12 protein-coding genes are annotated in these 18107 nt (G+C 51.5%); 7 read left to right on the top strand and 5 right to left on the bottom strand.

Annotation, left to right across the window (positions count from 1 at the left end):
* Positions 1-77: 77 nt before the first annotated feature.
* From UNDYM_RS03740 to cls, 4 genes are read left to right on the top strand one after another with little or no spacing between them, the layout of a single operon-like run.
* Positions 78-230 carry a DUF3309 family protein gene (locus UNDYM_RS03740; RefSeq protein ID WP_162039838.1) on the top strand — a complete coding sequence of 51 codons (153 nt, stop codon included), beginning with the start codon at positions 78-80 and terminating at the stop codon, positions 228-230.
* 39 nt (positions 231-269) lie between these two features.
* On the top strand, positions 270-596 hold the full coding sequence (locus UNDYM_RS03735; RefSeq protein ID WP_162039837.1) for a hypothetical protein: 327 nt from the start codon (positions 270-272) through the stop codon (positions 594-596).
* A 54-nt stretch (positions 597-650) separates the two neighbouring features.
* Complete coding sequence (locus tag UNDYM_RS03730) at positions 651-1706, top strand: NAD(P)-dependent alcohol dehydrogenase (protein ID WP_162039836.1); 1056 nt, start codon at positions 651-653, stop codon at positions 1704-1706.
* A gap of 19 nt (positions 1707-1725) precedes the next feature.
* Positions 1726-3144: a cardiolipin synthase gene (gene cls, locus UNDYM_RS03725; RefSeq protein WP_232063687.1), complete on the top strand. Its 1419-nt coding sequence runs from the start codon at positions 1726-1728 to the stop codon at positions 3142-3144.
* A gap of 122 nt (positions 3145-3266) precedes the next feature.
* On the opposite strand, the gene UNDYM_RS03720 is transcribed toward cls, so the two are convergent.
* From UNDYM_RS03720 to UNDYM_RS03705, 4 genes are all read right to left on the bottom strand, one after another.
* Positions 3267-3458, bottom strand: a complete 192-nt coding sequence (locus tag UNDYM_RS03720) for a hypothetical protein (RefSeq protein WP_162039835.1) — start codon at positions 3456-3458, stop codon at positions 3267-3269.
* Positions 3459-3550: 92 nt separating this feature from the next.
* Positions 3551-4135 carry a BON domain-containing protein gene (locus UNDYM_RS03715; RefSeq protein ID WP_232063686.1) on the bottom strand — a complete coding sequence of 195 codons (585 nt, stop codon included), beginning with the start codon at positions 4133-4135 and terminating at the stop codon, positions 3551-3553.
* 30 nt (positions 4136-4165) lie between these two features.
* Positions 4166-5098 (bottom strand): OmpA family protein, encoded by a 933-nt coding sequence (locus UNDYM_RS03710; RefSeq protein ID WP_162039834.1) that lies wholly within the window; start codon positions 5096-5098, stop codon positions 4166-4168.
* A gap of 104 nt (positions 5099-5202) precedes the next feature.
* Positions 5203-5589 carry a DUF4398 domain-containing protein gene (locus tag UNDYM_RS03705; protein ID WP_162039833.1) on the bottom strand — a complete coding sequence of 129 codons (387 nt, stop codon included), beginning with the start codon at positions 5587-5589 and terminating at the stop codon, positions 5203-5205.
* Between the two features lie 367 nt (positions 5590-5956).
* Between UNDYM_RS03705 and UNDYM_RS03700 the strand changes: the two genes are divergently transcribed.
* On the top strand, positions 5957-14728 hold the full coding sequence (locus tag UNDYM_RS03700; RefSeq protein WP_370529435.1) for a GH36-type glycosyl hydrolase domain-containing protein: 8772 nt from the start codon (positions 5957-5959) through the stop codon (positions 14726-14728).
* Positions 14729-14983: 255 nt separating this feature from the next.
* On the opposite strand, the gene UNDYM_RS03695 is transcribed toward UNDYM_RS03700, so the two are convergent.
* Entirely contained in the window at positions 14984-15787 is an 804-nt protein-coding gene (locus UNDYM_RS03695; RefSeq protein ID WP_162039832.1) for a beta/gamma crystallin-related protein, read from the bottom strand.
* 258 nt (positions 15788-16045) lie between these two features.
* On the opposite strand from UNDYM_RS03695, the gene UNDYM_RS03690 reads away from it, so the two are divergent.
* Together UNDYM_RS03690 and UNDYM_RS03685 are read left to right on the top strand one after the other, a co-directional pair.
* Positions 16046-16387 (top strand): four-helix bundle copper-binding protein, encoded by a 342-nt coding sequence (locus UNDYM_RS03690; RefSeq protein ID WP_162039831.1) that lies wholly within the window; start codon positions 16046-16048, stop codon positions 16385-16387.
* A 112-nt stretch (positions 16388-16499) separates the two neighbouring features.
* The gene (locus tag UNDYM_RS03685) at positions 16500-18071 is read left to right on the top strand and encodes an oleate hydratase (RefSeq protein WP_162039830.1); all 1572 of its coding nucleotides are present in this window, start codon (positions 16500-16502) and stop codon (positions 18069-18071) included.
* Positions 18072-18107: the final 36 nt, after the last annotated feature.

The raw sequence follows: 18107 nt of genomic DNA, 5'->3' as shown, positions 1-18107 counted from the left end.
CGTCAACCGGGGAAACCACTTCATCCTCCCATGGCACTGAATGCTGTATTGGCTATACCAATCCTATGGGCTAAACAATGAGCACTATACTACTCGTCATCCTTATCCTTGCCCTGATCGGCCTGTTTCCGACCTGGCCGCACAGTCGTTCCTGGGGTTATGGGCCCAGCGGTGTCACTGGCCTGATTGTGATTATTCTCATTATTTTATTGCTGACTGGTCGTTTATAGAGTTGATCAGAACCGTCATTGTTACTTTGAGGAGTTATCATGAAAACGAAAACAATACAGCTTGCGAAAGGGATTCTTTTTGCAATGATTACTTGCGCGATGTCTGGCCCGGCACTAGCCGTGGATACTGACTCTACAGCCATTGCCCAGCGCGGAGACCCGGAGCGCTGGTACCAGGAAGAAATGACGCCCATGGCTTATTTCAAGACATTGAAAAAGGAGGCAGAAGCCGTTTATCAGTTGTCAGTAGCTGAATGTAAACGTGCAGAGCGCAGTCAGCAAAGCACCTGCCTGCGTGAAGCTAAATCAGTCATGCAGCAGGATATTGCTGACGCCTATAGAAAATCGGGCATACGTCCGCGCTGAAAAGAAAACTCATTTCATTTAAGGAGATGAGGTCCATTCTGATAAGGAAAAGCAATGCCGACGATGAAAGCAGCAGTCTATCTGCGCCCCGGTAAGATCGCGATAGAAGAAAAACCCATACCTGTACCTGGCCCCGGTGAAGCACTCATCAAGATCACCACGACCACTATTTGCGGTACTGATATCCACATACTAAAAGGTGAATATCCAGTTAAGCCCGGTTTAACCATAGGACACGAACCGGTTGGTGTGGTAGCTGCACTGGGTGCTGGCGTGACTGGCTATGAGCTGGGTCAACGTGTCATAGTTGGTGCGATCTCACCGTGCGGGCAATGTTATTCCTGTCTCGATGGTCAGCATTCGCAATGCGGTGGTAAACCTGCAGGCGGCTGGCGCTTTGGCAATACTATCGACGGCTGCCAGGCAGAATACCTGTTGGTGCCATATGCGATGAGTAATCTGGAAGTAATACCCGATGGTTTGACCGATGAACAGGTGCTGATGTGCCCGGATATCATGAGCACAGGGTTTGGTGGAGCAGAAAGTGGCGACATCAAGATCGGTGACACGGTCGTCATCTTCGCACAGGGGCCGATAGGTCTGTGTGCAACTGCAGGTGCCAAATTGCGCGGGGCCAGTCTGATTATTGCCGTCGATGGTGTGGCCAGTCGTCTCGACATGGCGAGGACGCTGGGAGCAGATATCACGATTGACTATACCAAAACAGACCCATTAACAGAAATCATGCGCCTGACCCATGGCCGTGGTGTGGATGTGGCGATTGAAGCCCTGGGTACTCAAATGACTTTCGAAAGTTGCTTGCGAGCATTAAAACCTGGCGGAAGATTATCAAGCCTGGGTGTCTATTCGAGCAAGTTAAGCTTGCCATTGGATGCCTTTGCTGCGGGCCTGGGTGATCACAAAATCATTACCACCTTATGTCCGGGCGGCAAGGAGCGTATGCGCCGTCTGATGAATGTTGTCAAATCAGGACGCGTCAAGCTTGATACCATGGTGACCCATCGCTTTAAACTCGATGACATAGAGCAAGCCTATGACTTGTTTGCCAATCAGCGCGACGGCGTATTGAAAGTTGCTATCACAACCTGACTCTCTCAAAGGACACTACATGGCCGCTCACCAAAGATTGCCATCTCATTTATTGATGAGTTCTGTGAGCATAGCCATCCTTGTTGTGCTCAATGGCTGCAGTTCACTGCCAGAAGTCAATTATCTGGAGCCTGCCCTTGACCAGCCACAAAAAACTACATCAGCCAAACCCACCATCAATAATGGCAATGGCGAGCTAAGCACATCGAAAGCGCAGGCACTGATGAAGCAGCGGTGGAAAAATTCTGGCGCTGGCCTGGCCAATATGCAAGCCCTGGCAGCGCTGGAAGAAGCTGTTACCGGTAGCCCGCTCATTGCGGGCAACCAGGTTACTTTGCTATTTGATGGTCCACAAACCATGAATGCAATGATGACCGCCATCAGACAGGCAAAAGACCATATACACCTGGAAACCTATATCTTTGACCAGGATGAACTGGGCCTGGAATTCGCCAGGCTGCTCATAGAGAAACAACAAGCTGGGGTAGAGGTAAATATCATCTATGACAGTGTTGGCACCATAGGTACGCCGCAAATTTTTTTCGATAATATGAAAGCAGCCGGCATACATCTGCTGGAGTTCAATCCGGTCAATCCGACGAAACTACAAGGCCCATGGTTGCCCAATCGGCGCGACCACAGGAAAATACTGATCGTCGATGGTGAAGTCGCCTTCACAGGAGGCGTCAATATCAGCGCCAGCTATGCGAACAGCTCTTTATTCCGATCGAAATCAAAAAATCCTGACAAGATTGGCTGGCGTGATACCCACATACAGATCACCGGACCAGCAGTGGCTGCACTGCAATGGATATTCCTTGAAACATGGATCAATGTGGGCGACAAACCGCCTGCTGACAGGCTGTATTTCCCGGCCTTAAAAAACCAGGGCAATAAAATGGTCAGGGTACTTGCCAGTGAACCAGAAAGTAACCCGGCCATCTACAAAGCCTATTTACTGGCAATACAGGAAGCCAGAGATAGTATCCATATAACGTCAGCCTATTTTGTACCGGATGCACAAATCTTAAAAGCCTTGATCGCTGCAGCCAAACGTGGTGTGGACGTGAAAATCATCATGCCTGGAGTGACTGACAGTGGCCTGGTGTTTCATGCTGGTCAATCTTTTTATGATGAAATGCTGGCTGGCGGTATCAAAGTGTATCAACTGAATACTTCTGTATTGCATGCAAAAACCGCCGTCATTGACCAGGTCTGGTCAACCGTAGGCTCCACCAATATTGATACCCGCAGTTTTTTACACAATAAGGAAGTCAATGTAGTCGTCATTGATACCGAGTTTGCAATAGCGATGGAGAACGCCTTCAAAGAAGACTTGCGCCTGTCTACCGAGGTCACGCTGGAAACCTGGCAACAACGCCCGGCAATGATCAAACTAAAAGAATGGCTGGCCAGACGGCTTGAATACTGGTTGTGAAAACCTGATACTTTGCAGACAGCTCTTGCACATCAACAAAGGCAGTTACTATCCTTTATCACCAGCAAGCAAGAGCGGGCTCAATGAGAGCTCACTCCTGCCAGCATTAATCTTAACAAGAATTATTTTTTCGCGTCAGATCCGGGGATCTTGACCACTTTCTGTGGTGTGATTGAAATGGCCACCGGGTCACTGGCCGGAAAACCTTCATCCAGTGCCTCATCGAGATCATCTTCCTTCTTCTGTATGATTTTCTTTTTTTCTTCTGGTTCAGGTTTAACAGGCACCCGCTTTTCATTCAATTCATTTGTCATGATATTTTCTCAATTAGATAAACCAATACTTCCCCACGTCCATAAATAATGTGGGGAAGCAAGATGCGGCCAATGCGTATCAGCTTTAGTGACTAGTTTTTAACCTTGAGGTTATTGATCACGCTTTGCACGCCAGAGACACTTTTTGCCACTTCTATTGCATGCGTTGCCTGCAACTCGCTATCAACAAAACCGCTCAGTTGCACCTCTCCTTTGCGGGTGACCACGGCGACATCCATGCTTTTCATTTGGGCATCCTGCAGCATCGCTGTCTTTATGCCAGCAGTGATAACACTATCGTCGATCTTGTTACCGACAGTTTGTTTGCCTTCTTTCAGGACGAGTTTATTATCGACTTTCTTGACGCCTTCGACCGCCATTGCTACAGCAGCACTGTGGTCGATTTGCGCCTGGTTGTCGGCAAAGCCACTCAGCAAGACTTCACCCTTGCGGGTTTCAATTTTGACGTCGGCACCCTTGATGATATCGTCAGACATCATCGCAGTTTTGACTTTTGTCGTGATGACAGAATCATCAATTTCCACGCCAATAGTCGTGGACGCATTTGGTGCAGCACCATCTGGCGCTTTATTGCAACCCGCCAATATCAGCAAAGAAGCAGATAGCACGGGCAAGATATATTTGGTACGCAATGTGGTAGGCATTAGGTAGCTCATGATTATTCCTTTCCTTTTTGAGTCTGGTAATTAGCGCGGCAGGATCTTGCCGTTGGCATCGGATAAAATGATCTCTACGCGACGGTTGAACTGGCGATTTTGCGCTGTATTATTTTCAGCTATAGGGAAGGCTTCGCCGTAGCCCTTGGTTTCAATACGGTCACGTGATACACCCATCAACACCAGGGCACTACGCACAGCATTGGCACGACGTTCTGACAGATCCTGGTTATGTGCATGTGAACCTGTATTGTCAGTATGTCCTTCAACCAGCACTGTTCTTTGCATATTGTTTTGCAAGACTGTCGCCAGCTTTTGTACGGTGCGCATACCATCCGGGTTCAATTTTGACTGATCTACACCAAACAACACATCACCCAGGGTAATCACGATACCTCGCACCGTCGTCTTGGCTTGCAAATCTGCCAGTTGTGATTCAAGGGCTGCATTACGGTTTTGCATTTCCAGTGCTTTTGCCTGCTCTTCCTGTGCTCTGCGCTGGGCTTCGCTGGCTTCGCCCTGCGCTACTTGCGCAGCCAATCTTGCCTGATCAGCTTGTGCCTTGGCCTGATCTGCCTGCATTTTTGCCTTGTCTGCTTCATTGGTCCGTTGCTCCAGACGGATCTGGTCGCGGGCTTTTGCTGCATCGGCAACCGCTGCTTCTGCCTGTTTTTGTTTTGCGAGTTCTTGCGCAATGCCTATTTTCTGTTTGGCGAGATAAGCCAACCTGTCAATTTTTTCTGAGCTCTCGTTGTCTTTGGCAGCATTATTGGCATCATTCATTGCCACATCGGCCTGACGCATTTCCAAAGGTGCCAGAGTCTGTACATTTGGATTATTTTGTGCCGCCTGATAATCCATACGGGTCTGGTCCAGCAGACTGGTAGTTTTTGGAACAGTACTACATGCTGACAACACCATCGCTGTCATCAACATGACTGGTGCGAAGATTTTCTTATTCATGATTTTTCCTTAAAGATGTATATGCAGACTCTATGGAAGAGTTACTGACGATGTTTTGCAAATGCATGTTCTTATTGCTCTTGTTGCTCGTTATTGCTCGTTACTTATTGCTTGCTATTGGCGCGTTGCAGCTCTTCACGCAAAACACGGATATCGTCTTGCAGTGCATTAGCAGCTTTTTCTGCCTTTGCAGAATTAGCTTTGGCCTGCGCCAGCTTGGCATCAGCCTGAGCCTGGGTAGCCAGGTCATTTGCCAGCTTGTAATCTTTATCTTGCATGGCCTTGTTTGCCAATGCGAGCTTTTGGCGCGCAGAACTCATCTCGGCTGGAGCAAATTCACTTCCACCAGCTACCGCTGCGTTATCGACTGCTTCTTTAGAGACTGCGACTTCTGCCGTCGCTGGCGTTTTCATGCTGCTGGCGCAAGCCGTCACCATTAATACGCTTACACTGCAGGCGGCCAAAAGACCTGTTTTCAATTTATTGTTCATTTTTTTTCTCCGGTAGATAAGTATCTTTACTCTCGCAAGCCACATTTTTTGTGATCTTCGCCGTCTTTATACAGCCCACCCTAAACCTTGGTCTGTTCGTTGCCGCACACTGAAAAACCGGTATTGAATGCGCGTAACAATGCATGCTAAAGATCACTGTCAGAGGAATGCGTCAAGCGCGTATGTACGCTAACGAACTTACACACAGATGCTGATGTTTTACTATCAGAGCACAGCTGCTCTCATAGGTCATGCCATCGTTTTTGCGTCTGGAAAATTCACCTTGCAAAGATGGTCGAAGGTGTGGCAGCGACGACCGCTCACTACGGTCACTGACAAATCCCCAAAAAAGAAAGAAGTGTGCGATTTGAAATCAGCCAAAGATATGCTGTCATCCAGCCTGCATCAGCTAAAGAACGTCCTGAAATACAGTCAGCTGCGTTTGCGCACCTATGTTGCACAGGCTGGGGCAGAACTGCCTTTACGGGCTGACCTCTACAGCGCTCAGCAAATGGAACAGCATGGGCGCATACTGGCTAACAGCCACAAGCTGAGTTCTGTTTTTGGACAGGACCAGCTCTTGTCACGGCTGGCTGACAATCATGATGTGATCATGAATGCCTGTACCCTGCTGACCGAAGCCATCAAAGACGGCAGGCCGGTGACGCCTGCTGCTGCCTGGCTCCTGGATAACTATTACCTGATAGAAGAACAGATACGTACGGCTAAACGGCATTTGCCAAAAAATTACAGTAAAGAGTTGCCACGGCTACTGCGGGGTAGTTCGGCTGGTCGCCCGCGCGTGTATGACATTGCACTGGAAACCATTTCCCATGGCGACGGCAGGGTTGATCCCGAAAACCTGAGCCGCTTCATCAATGCATATCAGCTGGTATCAGTACTGAAGCTGGGTGAGCTGTGGGCCATACCCATCATGATCAGGCTGGCGCTGTTAGAGAACCTGCGCCGTGTCGCCACCAATCTGACCACGGCACATAATCATCGCAATCTGGCTGCCAAATGGGCTGATGCGATGACCGAGACTGCAGAGAAAGACCCGAGCAACTTGATCTTGCTGGTGGCCGACATGTCGCGCTCAGGGCCGCCTCTGGACAGTTCTTTCGTGGCAGAGATGATCAGGCGCCTGCAAGGTCAGGGGCCTGCCCTGGCCCTGCCCCTGAACTGGCTTTCGCAACGCCTGGCAGAGACCGGGCAAACCATAGAACACTTGGTGCAGCTGGATTCACAGCAACAGGTCGCTGATCAGATTTCCATCAGCAACAGCATAGGCAGTCTGCGCTTGCTGACATCGATGGACTGGCGCGAATTTGTGGAAAACATGAGTGTCGTAGATCGTTGCCTGCGTGATGATCCGTCTGGTATTTATGGTCGCATGGATTTTGCCACACGAGATTTGTACCGGCATGCTGTCGAAAAAATTGCCAGGCACAGCAGTTTTTCTGAAGCAGATGTGGCACATAATGCCCTGCGCTTTGCGCGCGAGGCTGCCATCAAACATGGCCAAACTGCGCGCAATGCGCATATAGGTTATTTCCTGATAGGCAAAGGCCGGGCAGAGCTGGAACGATCAACAGCCATGCAACACAGTTTGCCTGAAGCCATCAAACGGGCAGCACGTGAATCCGCCCTGAGTCTGTATCTGGGCAGCATCCTCATTATAAGCCTGCTGAGCACTGGCTTATTCCTGCAGCAGCTCAGGCATACTGCAGTGAACCCTTACTTGCTGACATGCTTTATCGTCGTCAGTCTGATCGCCAGCAGCCAGTTTGCCTTGTCGATGGTGAACTGGCTGGCCACCTGCATTGCCCTGCCCCATCCTTTGCCGCGCATGGATTATTCGCTGGGGATACCTCTGGAATCAAGCGCACTGGTCGTAGTGCCAACGATGCTCTTCAACACGCAAAATATCGATACCCTGTGCGAGGCCATGGAAGTGCGGTTTCTGGCAAACAGCGACGCCAATCTGCGTTTTTGTCTGTTGACTGACTTTGCCGATGCCAGCCAGGAACACCTGCCGGAAGACGAAACATTATTACTCCATATCACCCGTAACATCGAAGCATTGAATGAGAAATATCCGCGCCCTGATGGCGATCATTTCCTGGTCATGCACAGGCCAAGGGTGTGGAATGCACAAGAAAAAACCTGGATGGCTTATGAGCGCAAGCGCGGCAAACTTGGTGCCTTGAATGCCTATGTACTTGGATCAGGCAAGCAAGAATTCACGCACATCATTGGCAATACTCTTGGCCTGGAGCACGTCAGATATGTCATTACACTAGACACGGACACGGAATTGCCCCGTGATGCCGCCCGCAAGTTCATTGCCACCATGGCACATCCATTGAACCGGCCGTACTATGACGAGAAGCTGCAGAGAGTGACTGAAGGCTACGGTATTTTACAGCCGCGCGTGGCAGTCGCCCTGCCATCCAGCAATGCCTCATTCTATGAATTGTTATGCGGTGGCGAAGCAGGCATAGATCCTTACACACGTAGCGTATCTGATGTCTACCAGGATGTATTTGATGAGGGCTCATTCATAGGCAAGGGTATTTATGATATCGCCATATTTGAGCAGGCCCTTAAAAACCGCATGCCTGAAAACCGCATACTCAGCCATGATTTACTGGAAGGCTGCTATGCCCGTGCCGGTCTGCTGAGTGATGTGCAATTGTATGAAGAATATCCGTCCAGTTATCTGGCTGACATGCGGCGGCGCCATCGCTGGATAAGGGGTGACTGGCAGATAGCCTCGTGGCTAAAAAGCAAAGTGCCGGGCATCAGGGATGAAGCTAGCGGAGTATCGAGCCTGCACAGCAATACCTTGTCGCGTCTGTCACACTGGAAGTTATTCGATAATCTGCGCCGCAGCATGGTACCACTGGCGCTGAGCGTATTTTTACTGATAGCGTGGACTTGCTTTGCACATCCCTGGTTCTGGACTGCAGCCGCCCTCGGTTTTTTACTGATTCCGGCTGCCAGTGCATTTTTATGGAATTTGATAAAAAAACCGGACGATGTATTCTTTCGCCAGCATTTGCAATCATTGCTGCGCGCCAGCATCCAGCATGTCACTCATGCATCGCTGAGCCTGATTTTTTTGCCTTATGAGGCATGGATCAATCTGGATGCCATCTTGCGCACACAATGGCGCATACTGGTTTCACACCGGCGCTTGCTGGAATGGAATCCATCGACGATCAGCAACCATCAGTACAAGAACAGTCTTTGGAATAATGTGCGCAGCATGTGGATAGCGCCGGTATTTTCCATCATGCTTGTCATGCTCTTGCAGCGGCTGAATTCTGCTTCCCTGCAGGCAGCCGCCCCAATTTTGTTGTTGTGGTTTCTTTCTCCCTGCATCGCGTACCAGATAAGCAAGGCCAAACAAAGGCGCGAATCCCGTTTAAGCGCAACACAGCTTGAATTCCTGCAAACCACCGCCCGCAAGACCTGGCTGTTTTTTGAAACCTATGTCGGCCCTGAAGATAACTGGCTGCCGCCGGACAATGTGCAGTTCCAGCCTGTGGGTGTGGTGGCACACCGCACTTCGCCAACCAATATAGGTTTGTCCCTGCTGGCCAATCTGGCTGCCTATGACTTTGGCTATATTCCCGCGGGCCAGCTCTTGCAACGCACACAAAATACCTATGCCAGCCTGACAAGGCTGGAACGCTATCAGGAGCATTTCTATAACTGGTATGACACCAGGACGCTACAGCCTTTGCAGCCCTTGTATATATCAACGGTAGATAGTGGCAATCTCGCCGGTCATCTGCTGACTCTGCGGCCAGGGCTGACAGAATTGATTGACGCTCCGATTTGCCAGCCACGGCTGTTTTGTGGCTTGCATGATACCTATCTGCTATTGCGCAACTCCGTGAGTACGGGCATAGCGAACAGACTGGCTGAATTTGAAACTGACCTCGACGTGCTCTGCCTGGGCGTACCCAGATCCCTGATCGTCATCTATGACTGTCTGAAGCGCCTGACACATCAGGCAGATGCTTACCTGTCCAGCGTAACCGTGACTGCGGACAATGCCAGCCATATCTGGGCGAGCGCCCTGAGCAGACAAACCAGAACGCAATTGGAAGAATTGCTCTATCTGGCACCTTGGCTGAGCCTGCCCGACCCTACCCGGTGGATGCATGCATTTCCCTTGCTTGATAGCGTCCCCAGCCTGCGCGAACTGACGCAACTGGGCCTGGATTATGTCTCGCCTACCGAGGGCGGTATCCCGCTTGATCAGGCAGCACAGGTAGAAAACCATAATACGGAATTGGCACGCTTGCTGGTGACAGCCCGAAAGCGCGCGAACGAACGCGTCCTGCAAATTGAGCAGCTGGCACAGCAAACCATGGAATTCGCCAGGATGGAATATGATTTCCTCTATGACGCCAGCACACATTTACTGACCATAGGCTATAACGTCAACGAGCGCAGGCGTGACAACGCCAGCTATGACCTGCTGGCCTCAGAGGCCAGGCTGGCGACTTTCGTCGCCATCGCCCAGGGCAAAATCCCGCAGGAAAGCTGGTTCGCACTGGGACGCCAACTGACGATAGCCGGAGGAGAGCCGATCCTGCTATCCTGGAGCGGCTCGATGTTTGAGTACCTGATGCCCTTGCTGGTCATGCCAAATTTCCAGAACACCTTGCTCGATCAGACTTATCGCTCGGTCGTCCAGCGCCAGATCGAGTATGGTCAACAGCGCGGTGTGGCCTGGGGCATTTCAGAGTCCGGCTACAATACTTTCGATGCGCATCTGAATTATCAGTACCGTGCCTTTGGTGTCCCTGGCCTTGGCTTCAAGCGTGGACTGGGTGATGACCTGGTGATCGCACCCTATGCTTCCATGATGGCACTGATGGTCGCCCCGGAGCAAGCCTGCAGCAATCTGGAACAGTTGTCGGCACTGGGCTTCGAGGGGATATATGGTTATTTCGAAGCGATAGACTATACCCCGGCACGTTTGCCACGCGGGCAAACACATGCATTGATACGCTCTTTCATGGTCCATCATCAGGGCATGGGATTCTTGTCCCTGGCCTATCTGCTGCTTGAGCAGCCTTTGCAAAAACGCTTCGCATCCGACCCTTTGTTCCAGGCCACCATGTCATTGCTGCATGAGCGCATCCCCAAGGCCAGTGCAGTGTATTCCAATACTACCGAACTGGCAGACATACGCAGTGCCAGCAGCGGTCAGGAAATTCCTTTACGCGTCTTACATCATGTCAATACCCGCACGCCAGAAGTGCAATTGCTGTCGAATGGGCGCTATCACGTGATGATCAGTAGCGTTGGTGGCAGTTATAGCCGCTGGAATGATCTGGCCATCACCCGCTGGAATGAAGACAGCACCAGGGATCACTGGGGTACTTTCTGTTATGTGCGCGATGTCAGCAACGGTCGCTACTGGTCCACCGCTTTCCAGCCCTGCCTGGTCAATTCGCCTTCCTATGAAGTCATTTTCTCTGAAGGCAGGGCAGAATTCCGCCGCAGTGACAACAATCTCGACATGCATACCGAGATCGTGGTTTCGCCAGAGGATGACATAGAGCTACGTCGCACCCGCATCGTCAATCGTTCACGCCACCGCCGCACCATAGACTTCACCAGCTATGCAGAAGTGGTGCTGGCATCGGCAGCCGCAGATGCCATGCATCCGGCATTCAGCAAGCTGTTTGTAGAGACAGAAATCCTGGATGGACAGCATGCAATCTTGTGCAGCCGCCGCCCACGCTCAGTCGATGAAAAGATACCCGGCATGTTCCACCTGATGGCCTTGCACGGGGCCAGTCTGGACAGTGTCTCGTATGAAACCGACAGGGCAAAATTCATAGGCCGTGGCAATACTTTGGAAGCCCCGGCTGCGATGCGTGTCAGCCGCTTGTCTGACAGCCAGGGCTCGGTACTTGACCCTGTCGTTGCCATCCGTTATCAGATCACGCTGGAGCCGGAACAGGCAGTCACGCTGGACGTCGTCACTGGCGTGGCAGAAAACCGTGAACTTTGCATCGCGCTCATCGACAAATACCAGGACAAGCACCTGGCTGACCGCGTCATCGAACTATCCTGGACACATAGCCAGGTAGTATTGCGCCAGTTGAATATCAGTGAAACCGATGCGCAACTGTACGGGCGTCTGGCAAATTCTGTCATCTATATGAATCCGCTCCTGCGTGCCGATGCCAGCATACTGAGCCGCAATCACCGCGGGCAATCTGGCTTGTGGGGTTATGCAATATCCGGTGACTTGCCCATCGTGCTGCTACAGATCAACCACCAGGATCACATAGAACTGGTCAGGCAATTAGTGCAGGCACATGCCTACTGGCGCTCCAAAGGGCTGGCCGTTGATCTGGTGATCTGGAACGAAGACCACGCCACCTACCGCCAGGCCCTGCAGGAGCAAATCATGGGCATGATCTCTTCTGTTATTGGCACCCACGCAACAGAACGTCCCGGTGGTATCTTTGTCAGGATGGCAGAACAGATATCACCGGAAGACAAGACCCTGTTCCAGGCCGTCGCCAGGGTGATACTCAATGATCATCGTGGCAGCCTGCTGGAGCAATTAAACCGGCGCGACCTGGTGGAGTTGCGCGCCCCCAAACTACTGCCAGGCAAGACTGTTCATCAACGGGGCGGATATCAGTCACAGACAGACAGCAGGTTGAGTCAAGTACCAGCGAAATTGCAAAATTTCAATGGCCTGGGAGGTTTTTCTGAAGATGGCCGTGAATATGTCATCACCACCCGGGAAGGACAGGTAACCCCGGCTCCCTGGGTTAATGTACTGGCCAATCCGCATTTTGGCAGTGTCATTTCAGAAAGCGGGCAAGCCTATACCTGGGCCGAAAATGCCCATGAATTCCGCCTCACTCCATGGAATAATGATCCAGTCTGCGATAGTAGCGGTGAAGCCTTTTATATACGCGATGAAGATACCGGAGAATATTGGTCCCCCACCGCCCTGCCCTGCCGTGGCAGCGGCGATTACGTCACCCGGCATGGCTTTGGCTACAGTGTATTCACCCATGAAGAACAAGGCATACTTACTGAGCTGACCGTGTTTGTCAGCATTGATACAGCCGTCAAATACTCGGTACTGCGCATCACCAATGAATCTGACGAGCTAAGAAAATTGTCGGTCACTGGCTACGTGGAATGGGTATTGGGTGACTTGCGGCCCAAGTCTCTGATGCATATCGCAACAGAAATTGATGCTGCCAGTGGCTGCGTAATTGCGCGTAATCCTTACAATACAGAATTTCCTGCGCGCAGGGCTTTCTTTGATCTCGACGGTAGTGGCCGCAGTGTCAGCGGTGATCGCAATGAGTTCATTGGCCGCAACGGCAGCCTGCGCAATCCAGCTGCAATGGACAGACAGCGCCTGTCCGGCAAAACTGGTGCCGGACTTGATCCCTGTACGGCCTTGCAACAGGAATTTGAACTCAACCCGGGACAGGAAAAACGCATGGTATTTGTGCTGGGCTCGGTAATTGCAGAAAACGGTAATGTCACCCAATTCATACAGCAGCACAGGGGAATTGCTGCCGCCGACCAGGCGTTGAGCAAGGTGCATGCATACTGGCGCAATACGCTGGGCGCAGTGCAGGTTACAACGCCCGACCAGGATTTGAATTTACTGGCCAACGGCTGGCTGCTGTACCAGACCATCGCCTGCCGCCTGTGGGCACGCAGCGGTTATTACCAGTCGGGAGGTGCTTTTGGTTTCCGTGACCAGTTGCAGGACAGCATGGCCCTGGTACATACCGGACAGGCGCTGGCGCGCGAACAGATACTCTTGTCTGCAAGCCACCAATTCTTCGAAGGTGATGTACAGCACTGGTGGCACCCTCCCGTTGGCCGCGGTGTGCGTACCCATTGTTCTGATGATTATCTCTGGCTGCCCTTGGCCGTCGCACGCTATGTCAACAGCAGCGGTGACCTGGGCATACTTGATGAAAAACTGCATTACCTGGAAGGGCGCGCAGTGAATCAGGAAGAAGATTCCTACTATGATTTGCCTGCCAGATCCGCAGCAGCAGGCAGCTTGTATGAGCATTGTGTGAAGGCTATCGAGCATGGTTTGCGGTTTGGCAGCCATGGCCTGCCCCTGATAGGCTCTTGCGACTGGAACGATGGCATGGACAAGGTGGGCCATCTGGGCAAAGGGGAAAGCGTGTGGCTGGCTTTCTTCCTGCATCAGGTTTTGACAAAATTTTCTGCTATTGCACTGTTGCGTCAAGACAGCGCATTTTCAAGCAGATGCCTGGAGCAGGCCCGTCAGTTATCAAAAAATATTGATGAACATGCCTGGGATGGTGCCTGGTACAGGCGAGCTTATTTTGATGATGGTGGTACATTGGGATCGGCACAAAATGCTGAGTGCCAGATAGATTCGATTTCCCAAAGCTGGGCCATACTGTCTGCGGCGGCAAACCCGCAAAGGGCTACGCTGGCGATGAAGGCTCTGGACCAGCGCCTGATACGGCGCGACAAGCAGATCATACAATTACTTGACCCTGCCTTTGATTGTTCTGGACAAAATCCCGGCTATATCCGTGGATATGTACCGGGAGTACGTGAGAATGGCGGGCAATACACACATGCCGCGATCTGGACTGGCATGGCATTTGCCAGAATGGGCGATGCCGCCCGGGCCTGGGAGGCATTCAATATCATCAACCCCATACATCATGGCAATACAGCCAATGCAATCGCCCGCTATAAGGTAGAACCCTATGTCATCTGTGCCGACGTCTATGCAGTAGAGCCGCATACAGGCCGTGGTGGCTGGAGCTGGTATACAGGTTCGGCGGGCTGGATGTATACCTTCATGATGGAATCATTGTTGGGCTTGAAACGTGAAGGCAAGCACCTGAGCCTGACGCCATGCGTACCTCCGGGCTGGAGCCAATTCAGCCTGCGCTATCAGCACCTGAGCAGCACTTATCAGATCACGGTCAAACTCAGGGATGTGGCGTATGGGCAAAGCCTGCTGTTCATTGATGATATCGCCATGGGGAATTTGCTCATCCCGCTGATGGATGACCAGCGAGAACATGTGGTCGAGCTTAATTATGTCCAGCCAGCCCACGAGTAAGACAACCTGTACCTGAGTTCTGGACTTGATGACAGTAGTTCATGGTCCCGATTTATGTTCCCGATTCATGGCCCTGGTTTATGGCCTTCGTTAGTGTGCCGGGTTAAAACCAGTGCACTTAAACCCCGTCCACAAGGACGGGCTTACTTACAGGCAGGCTTGCCAGTGCATTTGCGTAGTACCTGGCCACGAGAAAAAAGCCAGATGTTTTTCAACATCTGGCTTTTTTCTGATCAGGCTACTTGTTCAATTCAATTACTGCCTTGGTTCACCATTCCTGTTCACGGCAATGGTAGATCCTGGAGGAGAGCTCATCTGCACATGATGCTCAGTACCGCGATAGTTATAAGTCACATCCCAGTATTCAGGCTTGGTGCTGGCCACAGTCTGGCAACGGCGTACATCGCGCTCATAAGTACCACCATTAATGCGTCCCGCATTGGCACCCAGTGCACCACCAGCGACAGCGCCGCCAGCCGTTGCCAGGTCACGGCCAGTACCGCCACCTACCTGGTGACCAAGTATGCCACCGATCAGTGCGCCGGCAATCGCGCCACCTACATTCGGTTCACTGCGCTCAGACTGTACTTGCTGGCGTTCTATCCAGCAACGTTCATTAGGCGGACCTACTACAGCCCGCACTGAAGTCACCGGAGCGTCATACACGCCTTCGTTTGGACGACGGCGATAGTCATAATTAGGTGAACTCAGGGGCGCTTCCATCTCATTATCGTAACGACGCCTGTTGCTGATAGGGCGAACCGAAGAAATGCGGTTATTCATGCCCATGCCCGCAAGGGTATCGTAACTGCCACGGCTCAGTATCATGCAGCGGCCACCGAAATTGGCATCGTCACAGACTTCCCAGCGGCCATTAGTGACAACTACGGATGAAGCCAGGTCATTAAAGCCGCTGTTGCGGAAATTATTTTGTGGTCCGTTGGCGCTGAAGGTGCGGCCGCGAAAGCCCTCGCCTTCATAGAATACGATTTGCGCACTGGCATGGGCGACCAGCAACAGGCTGGATACACCAATGATGAATTTTAATTGTTGTTTCATTTTTTACTCCGAGGTTGAAATCAGGACAAAGCCAGGGCAGATATTTCCATACCGGGGCACCATGGAATACAGCATCACTGATTCCAATAATACGGTCTGTACGCTGGCACACATAATCATTCCGCCCGACAAGTCATTCCCGGACGGGATCGCCTACTCTTCAATATAGCGCCATGTACGTCAGCGCACATTCAATTTCATCAATGCAGCGTATAAATGTTTCAAGCAAAGCCTAATCCTTTATCCAGGAGACCCCGCATGAAACTCTCGCCCCTAAATGAGAAAATGGAACAATGTCTTGCCAATTGCCTGGCATGTCACCGGGTTTGTACTGCAACGGCAGCCCATGTCATGCATGGCGACAGCCACCATAGTGAAGTATTGCATCTGGTCAGCCTGCTCGACTGTGCACAGATTTGCCTGGTGCATGCAGACTTCATGGCACGCCGTTCACCTCATCATATGCATCTGGCCAGGGAATGCGCAGAGATTTGCCTGTCTTGCGCCACATTCTGCGAAGCCCACGCAGACGCCGACGGCATGATGAGCGAATGTGCACAAGCCTGCCGCACCTGCGCAGATAGCTGCAGTGAAATGTAAGGCTCTGGCCAGCACAAATTCCATCTTTTTTGTGATAGCGCAAACCATGCTGTGGTCCGCGTGCGAGCATATATCACACTACACAAGCTGACCCAATACATCAAGGAAATTCATGACAAGTAATATAAAAGCATATTTGATCGGTGCTGGCATAGGTTCACTGGCAGCTGCCGCGTTTATGATACGCGACGGAAAAGTTCAGGGCAGCAATATTGCCATCTACGAGGCTACGTCGTTACTCGGTGGCAGCCTTGAAGGCGCGGGCAATCCTGATCAGGGTTATTCCCTGCGCGGTGGCCGCATGCTGACGACCGACAATTACGAATGCACCTGGGATTTGTTCAAATCCATCCCTTCACTGCACAATCCTGGAAGATCGGTATTTGAAGAAACGGTCGAATTCAACGAACATTACAAGTCCAACTCCAAAGCCCGGCTGGTAGACAAGCGCCGCGCCAAGGTGCCGGTATCATCTATGGGTTTCTCCATGCAAGACCGCATGGAATTGCTCAAGCTGAGCCAGGCAGATGAGGCAGAGATGGGCAACAGCACCATTACTGACTGGCTGTCGCCTTCTTTCTTTGAGACAGAATTCTGGTTCATGTGGGCGACCACGTTTGCTTTCCAGCCATGGCACAGCGCTGTCGAGTTCAAACGCTATCTGCACAGATTCATGATGGAATTTTCGCGCATAGAAACTCTGACTGGTGTGAAACGCACTATCTACAACCAATATGATTCGCTGGTATTACCACTGCAAACCTGGCTGAAACAAAATGGAGTGCGATTCATCACGAATTGCCAGGTGCAAAAACTGACACATACTGTGATCAATGAGCAGTTCCAGGTTACTGGTCTCGAATGTCTGCGTGACGGAGTGGCAGAAAGCATCACGGTTGCTGATGGTGATCTGGTTTTCCTGCAAAACGGTTCCATGACGGACGCGTCCAGCCTGGGCTCAATGAGCAGTGCGCCGGAAAAGCGCAGCAAAATGGATAGTTGCGGCTGGCGCCTGTGGGAACAGCTTGCGACTGAAAGGCCTGACATGGGTAATCCGGCAGCCTTCAATACCTGCATTGCCCAGTCCTGGTGGGAATCGTTCACGGTCACGGTCAAGGATCCGCGCTTCTTTGACCTGATGCAAAAATTCAGCGGCAACGAAGCCGGTACTGGCGGACTGGTGACTTTCAAGGATTCCAACTGGCTGATGTCCATCGTGCTGGCGCACCAGCCGCACTTCATTGATCAGCCAGCTGATGTTCAGGTATTCTGGGGTTATGCGCTCTACCCTGACCGCATCGGCGATTATGTGGCGAAACCCATGAGCGAATGCAGTGGTGCAGAAATTCTGCAAGAATTGCTGGGCCACCTGCGCTTTGATGTCGAAGTCTTTGATAATGCCAATTGCATCCCTTGCCGCATGCCTTACATCACCAGCATGTTCATGCCCCGCTCAGTTGGCGACCGTCCTTTGCCTGTGCCGCCAGGTACAAAAAACTTTGCCTTCATCAGCCAGTTTGTCGAAGTGCCGGACGATGTGGTCTTTACGGTGGAATATTCAGTGCGTGCTGCTCAAATGGCAGTGTATCAATTACTGGGTATAAACCGTGAAGTGCCACCAGTCACGGCCCATGACAAGTCCATGGGAACGCAATTTGAAGCCCTGATCAAAGCTTTTAAGTAAGTAGCTGCCAATCGCAATAACAATGCAGTCCCATCG

The organism is Undibacterium sp. YM2 (genome assembly GCF_009937975.1).
Lineage (GTDB): Bacteria > Pseudomonadota > Gammaproteobacteria > Burkholderiales > Burkholderiaceae_D > Undibacterium.
Note: the sequence above shows the minus strand (reverse complement) of the source record. Positions and strands in the feature narration are given on the sequence as shown.

What these genes read in the sequence shown, in the direction of transcription:
- cls (WP_232063687.1), top strand. Translation starts at nt 1,726, where the DNA reads ATGGCCGCTCACCAAAGATTGCCATCTCATTTATTGATGAGTTCTGTG.
- UNDYM_RS03705 (WP_162039833.1), bottom strand. Translation starts at nt 5,589, where the DNA reads ATGAACAATAAATTGAAAACAGGTCTTTTGGCCGCCTGCAGTGTAAGC.
- UNDYM_RS03720 (WP_162039835.1), bottom strand. Translation starts at nt 3,458, where the DNA reads ATGACAAATGAATTGAATGAAAAGCGGGTGCCTGTTAAACCTGAACCA.
- UNDYM_RS03695 (WP_162039832.1), bottom strand. Translation starts at nt 15,787, where the DNA reads ATGAAACAACAATTAAAATTCATCATTGGTGTATCCAGCCTGTTGCTG.
- UNDYM_RS03690 (WP_162039831.1), top strand. Translation starts at nt 16,046, where the DNA reads ATGAAACTCTCGCCCCTAAATGAGAAAATGGAACAATGTCTTGCCAAT.
- UNDYM_RS03685 (WP_162039830.1), top strand. Translation starts at nt 16,500, where the DNA reads ATGACAAGTAATATAAAAGCATATTTGATCGGTGCTGGCATAGGTTCA.
- UNDYM_RS03740 (WP_162039838.1), top strand. Translation starts at nt 78, where the DNA reads ATGAGCACTATACTACTCGTCATCCTTATCCTTGCCCTGATCGGCCTG.
- UNDYM_RS03715 (WP_232063686.1), bottom strand. Translation starts at nt 4,135, where the DNA reads ATGAGCTACCTAATGCCTACCACATTGCGTACCAAATATATCTTGCCC.
- UNDYM_RS03730 (WP_162039836.1), top strand. Translation starts at nt 651, where the DNA reads ATGCCGACGATGAAAGCAGCAGTCTATCTGCGCCCCGGTAAGATCGCG.
- UNDYM_RS03710 (WP_162039834.1), bottom strand. Translation starts at nt 5,098, where the DNA reads ATGAATAAGAAAATCTTCGCACCAGTCATGTTGATGACAGCGATGGTG.
- UNDYM_RS03735 (WP_162039837.1), top strand. Translation starts at nt 270, where the DNA reads ATGAAAACGAAAACAATACAGCTTGCGAAAGGGATTCTTTTTGCAATG.